Annotated in this window: 10 protein-coding genes; 9 read left to right on the top strand and 1 reads right to left on the bottom strand. The window is 45.5% G+C overall.

The window, feature by feature from the left end:
- The 9 genes from WG89_RS31225 to WG89_RS16655 all read left to right on the top strand — a co-directional run.
- On the top strand, positions 1-196 hold a 196-nt coding region (locus tag WG89_RS31225; protein WP_216638507.1), incomplete at its 5' end, for a hypothetical protein.
- Positions 197-378: 182 nt separating this feature from the next.
- The gene (locus WG89_RS16690; RefSeq protein WP_062268183.1) at positions 379-1023 is read left to right on the top strand and encodes a response regulator transcription factor; all 645 of its coding nucleotides are present in this window, start codon (positions 379-381) and stop codon (positions 1021-1023) included.
- 15 nt (positions 1024-1038) lie between these two features.
- A complete protein-coding gene (locus tag WG89_RS16685) occupies positions 1039-1473 on the top strand; it encodes a CsgE family curli-type amyloid fiber assembly protein (RefSeq protein WP_062268181.1) in 435 nt (144 codons plus the stop codon).
- Positions 1474-1584: 111 nt separating this feature from the next.
- On the top strand, positions 1585-1998 hold the full coding sequence (locus WG89_RS16680) for a curli assembly protein CsgF (protein WP_079253878.1): 414 nt from the start codon (positions 1585-1587) through the stop codon (positions 1996-1998).
- 11 nt (positions 1999-2009) lie between these two features.
- The gene (locus WG89_RS16675) at positions 2010-2858 is read left to right on the top strand and encodes a CsgG/HfaB family protein (protein ID WP_062268179.1); all 849 of its coding nucleotides are present in this window, start codon (positions 2010-2012) and stop codon (positions 2856-2858) included.
- Between the two features lie 179 nt (positions 2859-3037).
- Positions 3038-3523, top strand: coding sequence for a curlin (locus WG89_RS16670; RefSeq protein ID WP_153301643.1), 486 nt, complete (start codon positions 3038-3040; stop codon positions 3521-3523).
- Positions 3524-3547: 24 nt separating this feature from the next.
- Positions 3548-4705, top strand: a complete 1158-nt coding sequence (locus WG89_RS16665) for a hypothetical protein (protein WP_062268175.1) — start codon at positions 3548-3550, stop codon at positions 4703-4705.
- A gap of 67 nt (positions 4706-4772) precedes the next feature.
- Positions 4773-5153 (top strand): curli-like amyloid fiber formation chaperone CsgH, encoded by a 381-nt coding sequence (csgH, locus tag WG89_RS16660; protein WP_216638506.1) that lies wholly within the window; start codon positions 4773-4775, stop codon positions 5151-5153.
- Positions 5154-5216: 63 nt separating this feature from the next.
- A complete protein-coding gene (locus WG89_RS16655; RefSeq protein ID WP_062268171.1) occupies positions 5217-5954 on the top strand; it encodes a hypothetical protein in 738 nt (245 codons plus the stop codon).
- On the opposite strand, the gene WG89_RS16650 is transcribed toward WG89_RS16655, so the two are convergent.
- Entirely contained in the window at positions 5936-6628 is a 693-nt protein-coding gene (locus WG89_RS16650) for a class I SAM-dependent methyltransferase (protein ID WP_062268169.1), read from the bottom strand. The two genes, WG89_RS16655 and WG89_RS16650, sit on opposite strands and share 19 nt — an antisense overlap.
- Positions 6629-6665: the final 37 nt, after the last annotated feature.

Below are 6665 nucleotides of genomic sequence, written 5' to 3'. Positions count from 1 at the left end.
TTACCGTTACGAAGATATGATGACGCCCTATGAAAAGTTTGTTTCTCTGCAAGATGCCCAGCAATACTTGAAGAGCGGAGTCACCCTGAAAAGTTTGGAGGCGAAAGCGCATGTCATGACCGATAATGAAGCGGCACGAAGGCTTCAAAACGCCAGAGAGAACTTACTAACAGTCATCTATGAACGACCAGCCTGAGGCCGGAGTCATGCACTCTTCTTCAGGCTCATTTTTCAATTGGAAAATACTTACATGCCTAAAGAACAAAATGCAACCTGCAAATGTGTTCAAAGTCTCACTTGAACAATTATTTAAAACTGTAATAATAATTTCTGATAATTGCCCCACATAAAAATAAAAGCTGAGAACAGGATGTTCGAATGAAAAGCGTCGTTTATCTGGTCACTGAGAACAGTTTCCAGATTACCTTACTTGAAAACAGCTTACAGAAGCACTTTGAATTTAGAACCCTTTCACCTGGAACTATTGCCTCTAACCGGGTTTATTCCTTTGGTTCATTATTCCTTATGGATATGAGCATCCTTTCACAAGAACGTCTTCAAAATGTCATATCCAATCTAGCCAACAACCACTCAAACCATCGGATTGCACTCTTCAATACCGACAAAAATCAATGCATTCAGTTCTTGTTTGAACAATACGACATTCGTGGTTTGTTCTATAAAGATGACTCTCTAAGTCAATTGATCAAGGGGATTCAGTTAATTATGGATGATGAGTACTGGATTCCCAGAAAAACCATGGCCAGTGTCATCAAAAAAATGCGACGAAGACCCCATATTGAAGAGCCGATTCAAAAAGTCATTCCTGATGATTTAACGCCCAGAGAAAGAGAAATACTGGTTCTGGTCTCAACCGGTGCCACCAATACTGAAATTGCCAGAAAAATTTTTCTAAGCGAGAACACAGTCAAAACCCATCTATCGAATCTCTATAAAAAGCTTGATATTAAAAACCGGACTCAGGCCAGCGCCTGGGTAAAAAACCTCAGCCAGGCACTTTGAAGTCAAGGAAGTATTATGAGCTGTTCTGCATTGTTCCGTATTCTCATAATGATTCTTTCCAGTTTCTTTATCATATTTCAGGTTCAGGCTGATGATCCATCCCTGCCGTCACCAGGCGCCAGAAGCCCTTTACAAGGGCTGGTAATCGATAGAACGCTGACACCACCCGGTCGAAACTTTTATAAACAGTTTGCCCGAATCTGGTGGGAACTGAATCCGACGCTTAGAGACAACCTGGTGATCACCGAAAATCCGGACGCGTTACGGGGCAGCCAAATTTTGATCACTATGAACAGGAAGCTGCTTTTTATTACTGCACTCAGTCCTGCACGCTCTGAAATTGAAAAGAAAGCCATGCATGCAGTGGAATCTGTTGAACAGCGAGTGAAGTACTTGCTCAATAATTCAAGTGTTCACACCAGTGAAGACCTTGCTGAAGATGAGTTCTAAACAGTTTTAACTTTAAATAAACAACAACGACAGAATAACTTTCGAATTAAACGAGCCGCTATCGAGACTGATATCAGCTCATAAAGGAAACCTTGAATCAGGAAGATCACTATGAAACCTGTCTTTTTGACTGCATCTCTGTTTTTTTCAGCCACACTTTTTACAACCACACAAAGTCTTGCCAGCGAGCTGGTGTACTCCCCTGTTAATCCCTCTTTTGGCGGCAATCCTATTAATGGTACTTATCTTATAAGTAATGCCCAATCCCAGAATAAACATACATCAGGCTCTTCAAGCTCATCCCAAAGAAGCAGCCTGGATAGGTTTAATGACTCCCTGCAGTCACGGCTGCTAAGCCAGTTACTGGCCGATATTGGTCAGGGAGGTCAAAACTCGGGGCTGCTCAGCACAGACGACTTCATCGTACAGATCGATCAAGGCGGCGATGGCCTGAATATCGTAACCACTGACAAGAATACCGGAGAATCGACGACGATTACGGTAGACGGACTGATCGCAGACTAGGAACAATTAAAATGCAACATGCAGTTTTCGTTCTGGTCATCTTGCTGATCAGCGGGTGTGCTGGTAATCCCATTACCGGCAAGTTTCCTTCTACAGAAGAAGCACCCACTCTTATGCCCAGAAGTGCAACCTATCAGGATCTGTCTTCACTGCCCGAACCTGCCGGTAAAATCATTACGTCGGTCTATGCCTTCCAGGACCAAACAGGGCAATATCGCCCTGCACCTTCCAGCAACTTTTCAACAGCGGTCACCCAGGGTGCCACCGCTATGTTGAACACAGCTCTGAAAGACTCCGGATGGTTTATTCCTCTGGAGAGAGAAGGCCTGCAGAATTTGTTAACTGAAAGAAAAATCATTCGGGCCGCAAAAAAAGGAGCAGATACTTCTGCGTCACTCCCTCCCCTGGCTTCTGCCAGTGTATTACTGGAAGGCGGCATCATTGCCTATGAAAGCAATGTCAGAACCGGTGGCGCCGGCGCACGTTACTTCGGTATTGGTAGCTCGGGTAAATACCGTCAGGATCAGGTCACTGTTAATCTGCGTGCTGTTGATATTTATACAGGACAGATTCTGCACAGCGTGAATGTTACCAAGACGATTCTCTCCCATGAACTTCAGGCCGGTGTTTATCAATTCGTTGAATATAAACGACTGCTTGAGGCTGAAGGAGGCTATACAAACAACGAGCCTGTTCAGTTATGTGTGATGTCTGCCATTGAATCGGCCGTTCTTCATCTTATTGCCCAGGGCATTGAAGCCAACTCATGGCAGTTGAAAGACCCAGAGGAACTCAAAAATCCAGTTCTTGGTCCTTATCTAAATGCCAGTCCTCCCACCGTTCTGTCTGCCATTGATTAACTCTCAAGAGGGATGGGTCATCAAACCGAAATAAGCCCGAAATAAACCTCACCTCAACTCACCCATTCGGGTGAGTTGAAATGTGAAACAGTTAAAATTTTCATCCTTTCTGATGATACCTGTCTCCACCTGATTCCCACAAAATCTATACAGCATTTAATTCTTTTCAGGTGTTTATTTTGCGCAGTTTGCTGTGGATTTTATTACTTTTCCTTTCGCTTCCATCGCTGGCAATGGACCTTGATAGCTGGGATGAGCTTTCAGCTGGCGGAGGCAATACGGCGGGTGTCATCCAAATGGGTGCCGACCATAGTCTGACGTTGGAACAGTCTGGCGAAGCAAATCTATTTCGAAGTGCCCAGTTCAATTTCAATAACAGCATCAATGCTTCACAGAATGGCTTTGCCAATAACATTACCGCTATTCAGCGTGGCTCGGGAAATAAGGCCAGCATCACGCAAACAGGCGACTACAACAATGTATTGATGCATCAGGCCGGATTTAATAACTACACAGAAATTTCGCAACTGGGTGGCTTCAATGTTGCCGAGTTAACTCAACTGGGCGAAAACAATTCCGCCTACATTATTCAAAACGGATACGGACTGTCTGTCAGTGTTATTCAGTCTGGCAACCAGAATGTTCAGATCGAACAGAGTAACTAACCCAAACCCTAACAAGGAAAGATCATGAAAAAATTAACGCCTCTGGCTTTGGCCTTGATGATGTCTGGCAGTGTTTATGCTGCTTCCAGTGATAACCGCGCTAACGTGGGACAGAATGGTCAGGACCTGACAGCCACTATCAACCAGGTAGTAGACGCCAACAATAACAATGCTTCTGTAAACCAGGCTGGCACCACTAGTACTGCCACAATCAACCAGACGGGCAGGAATGGTCTGGCCAATATCTGGCAGATCGACGCTACGGATAATACCGCTCAGTCCGATCAGGACGGAGATCAGAACGTAGCCAACCTGAGACAATTCTCTCAATCCACCAGTACTGTCAACAACACCCAGACTGGTAATCTGAATAACGTTACCGTTTCTCAGATTAATGGAGCAAACAACACTGTAACCTCCAGTCAGCAAGGTGATAACAACGCAGCAAAAGTGGATCAGGTGAACACTCAAGATTCAACAGTATCCCTTCTGCAACTGAGGAACGACAACGTTGCCAATCTGCAGCAGGAAGGTAACAGCCTTTCCATCACTGCCACCCAGGACGGTACTGCAAACACCATCCAGGGCAGCTCTTCTGTACCTCAGGTTTATCAAGGTGGACAGCTGGGTGATAACCTTGTAGCTCGTCTGACTCAAATCGGTAATGACAACCTGATTCAGTTCAAGCAGACAGGTGGCACCAGTACTCTGTTCGCTACCCAGAACGGTGGTAAAAACAGCGCCACATCCGAGCAGGATGGTGTGAATAACTTCTCTGGATTCAACCAGAGAGGCATCAGCAACACCGGTACAGTATCTCAGCTGGGCGAGCGTAACCGTTCCGGAATCACTCAATTTGGTGATAACAACCTGGTTTCTATCGCTCAGGAAGGCATCAATAACAGAGCTAACAACAACGCTCGTGGCGACAATAACGAAGCCACCATTACCCAGACCGGTAATGACAACAGAGGTGTTATTGAATCCTGGCCTGGCAATAGCTTTGACAGCGTTGGATTGCTGACTCAAACCGGTAACAACAACGATGCTCACCTGGATCAGGCAGGTAACAACCATAGCATTACCGTTGTTCAGACTGACTCCAACAACTACGCCTACAGCCTCCAGACTGGCAGCTCTAACGTTGCTAATGTCTATCAGGGCAGCACCAGCACTCCTTAAGTGCATGAGAGGTTGCCTTCAGGGGCAACCTCTTTTCCTCACGCATGACCGGAAAATGACAGCCTTTATGAGTATGAGACGTTTTCTCAGGCTACTTTCCCTGACATCCCTTCTGTTTGCCCACCAGGTTTCTGCTTCAGAAGAAGTATTGATTGAGATCCAGTCAACATGGGTAGGAGAAACTCTTTATCTGACTCCATCGGCAATCAGTCTACATACAGGGATATATCAATACAGAATTGAAGCCCGAAAATCAGGTAAACATGGCAACGCAGTATCCAGACAAAGCCGCCAGATCAAACTCTCTCCTGATGACCGGACCACTCTTTCGAAAATCGCTTTCAACCTGTCAAATGACGACCAGTTAGCCTTAACCATAACGCTGACGGATAAGAATAAGAAAAGCACCCGGCTTGAGCGCTCTTTTTCAGTCCCGGAAACTCCATAAAAATCTGCTTTTTAAGTACTCCCTGCCGACAAACTGAGTGAGAGAACCACCCGGTGGCTGAAAGTGCGAACCAATCAGACTGAAGCTGTCCCTCTTACCCGCTTGATGCAAAGGTTGCCCTCCAGAGACCCCAAAGGACAATGGCAGGGATATAAACTTAAAAGTGTTGATGCAGAAAAAAACATTCCTGCACCACCGAAATGGTTTGAGCATAAAAAAAAGAATATTTCAGAACGTCTGGCTAGCTATCAGGGAGCCCTGAAAGCACTGTTAAAGCCTCTGATCTCCTTATGCAAACAGCACCAGGTTAACAAAGCACAACTTTTTGCAGATCGCCTTTCCGAGCTGGATGACATTGATCAAGTGAAAGCCCATATCTCGGAACTTGACCATCAATTGCAAACTCTAGGTGACATCCTCATACCCACTCAGATGTACGGCTTCAGAAACCTTTCCTGGCTGAAAAACGAAGCCATAAGAGTCTATCTGGAGTTAATGCTGGAAGATGACACACTCAAAGAAAGAGAGGTGAATGAACTGGCTGAACTCTGCCAGTCCATTATTGACCATGAGCCTGACATTAGCTGTGTTGAACCCGCACAGCTTAACGGGCTACTTTGCATGAGAGCCGTAAAGTACACTGAGAACAATAACGACAAAAAAGCCCTGTTGAGCCACTCAAAGAAACTATTTACAGAGACCAGCCCGGGTATTATTCATGAAGAGGTAGCAACCTTCAGGGACATCTGGCGTAGAGAGCTTATTGACCACGGACTGGGAGCTCACCTACCCAGAACGTAGATACTGAAAAGAGGCGAGTGAAGCTCATCTTTCCAGGGTAATCCGTCTTCTTCTCTACCTAAAGGCTGGTGCCACTTCAGGACCTTCAACCCTGAACGGGTAAAAACCGAGCGATAATCCTTATCCGTCCAGAAATAATCCTCAAACACCAATTTGGAATCACCCAGACGACATTTTACACGACTACCGCTGGTTAGGTTCTGGTTCTCAGGGAAGTCATTATCCACCAGCATCCAGTCGCCGCTGAACTTCTGCTCAGAGCTAACAATAACAACGGCTATACCTCCGGGCTTAAGCACCCGATGAACTTCTCGGGTAATAGCTTCCATCTCGGATAATGAGGAGATTTCAACCAGTACATAACAGATTAAAACCAGATCATAGTGCTCATCCGGGCGGGGAATGGATGCCGAATCAATATGAGTGAAAGCGGTGTTTTTATGATCTCTCATAGCAATGTTCAACATATTGAGCGAAATATCCATGCCCTCTACATCAAATCCGCAGCGCTTGATCAAAGGCATCATCATCCCTGCCCCACAACCATAGTCCAGTGCTTTTGTACCTGTTTTGACGTATTTTTCCAATAGACCAGGGAGGTCTCTGAGAGTCAGAAAACCAAGATGATTCTTTTCCTCAACATACCCTCTGGCTTTTTCTGGCGTGTACTCCATAACCCGGCTTCATTCATGTAAAACACAAAGATGAAAG

Origin of the sequence: Endozoicomonas arenosclerae (assembly GCF_001562015.1) — a bacterium.
Taxonomy (GTDB): Bacteria; Pseudomonadota; Gammaproteobacteria; order Pseudomonadales; family Endozoicomonadaceae; genus Endozoicomonas_A; species Endozoicomonas_A arenosclerae.
This window is presented reverse-complemented; position numbering and strand designations above follow the sequence as displayed.

Coding starts and splice junctions, on each gene's coding strand:
- WG89_RS16685 (WP_062268181.1), top strand. CDS start 1,039: ATGAGCTGTTCTGCATTGTTCCGTATTCTCATAATGATTCTTTCCAGT.
- WG89_RS16690 (WP_062268183.1), top strand. CDS start 379: ATGAAAAGCGTCGTTTATCTGGTCACTGAGAACAGTTTCCAGATTACC.
- WG89_RS16680 (WP_079253878.1), top strand. CDS start 1,585: ATGAAACCTGTCTTTTTGACTGCATCTCTGTTTTTTTCAGCCACACTT.
- WG89_RS16665 (WP_062268175.1), top strand. CDS start 3,548: ATGAAAAAATTAACGCCTCTGGCTTTGGCCTTGATGATGTCTGGCAGT.
- WG89_RS16650 (WP_062268169.1), bottom strand. CDS start 6,628: ATGGAGTACACGCCAGAAAAAGCCAGAGGGTATGTTGAGGAAAAGAAT.
- WG89_RS16675 (WP_062268179.1), top strand. CDS start 2,010: ATGCAACATGCAGTTTTCGTTCTGGTCATCTTGCTGATCAGCGGGTGT.
- csgH (WP_216638506.1), top strand. CDS start 4,773: ATGAGTATGAGACGTTTTCTCAGGCTACTTTCCCTGACATCCCTTCTG.